The following is a 689-nucleotide window of genomic DNA, read 5'->3' on the forward strand; positions in this document are numbered from 1 at the left end:
CATTATTAAGCATAAGGGAGGTGGTCGGGATGGCAGAACCAAACCTAGAAAGCCTTATAAGAGATCTCTACAACCATGCTCGTCAGGGTTTGAGTGAAGATTTAGTTGCTGCTCTCCTAGAGACTGCTAAAAAACTACCCACTACAAATGAGCAATTACTAGCAGTCCGTCTCTCAGGACTTGTCAATCGTGAATTGCTCATCAATCCCAAATACCCAGCACCTGAATTGATCAACTTGGCGCGCTTTATCAAAAGAGAAGAAGCCAAGTATAGAGGCACTGCAGTTTCTGCTATCATGTTTGGAGAACTCTTTAAAATGCTTTGATTCCATTGTGAATCAAAGCATTTTTTTATATGTCAGAAAAGAAATTCTTGATGAGGAGACGAAAAAAGCCATCCCATTCAGGATAGCTTTTTGTTTATTAGATTTGTTCAGCGATAACCTTTTCAGCTAGGTTCATAGCATGGTCAGACACACGAGTATAGTGGGAAATGATGTCGATAAAGTTGACTCCAGCTTGTGTAGAACACTCACCCTTGTTAAGGCGTTTGATATGGGTCTTTCTGAGAACACGTTCCATATTGTTGATTTCTTTATGGCGTTCAATCAGACTCTGAGCTTTTTCAATATCATTGTTTTCCACACTATCAAGGGCATCCTTGATAAATGCAGTTGTTGCTTGATAAA

2 protein-coding genes are annotated in these 689 nt (G+C 39.8%); one reads left to right on the forward strand and one right to left on the reverse strand.

The features are described 5' to 3' along the window. The first annotated feature begins 29 nt into the window (after positions 1 to 29). Complete coding sequence (locus GMD4S_RS09880; protein ID WP_000840145.1) at positions 30 to 326, forward strand: hypothetical protein; 297 nt, start codon at positions 30 to 32, stop codon at positions 324 to 326. 97 nt (positions 327 to 423) lie between these two features. On the opposite strand, the gene GMD4S_RS09885 is transcribed toward GMD4S_RS09880, so the two are convergent. Next, a partial coding sequence (locus GMD4S_RS09885; protein ID WP_000329256.1) for a PhoU domain-containing protein occupies positions 424 to 689 on the reverse strand: 266 nt, incomplete at its 5' end.

Source organism: Streptococcus sp. GMD4S, assembly GCF_000296955.1.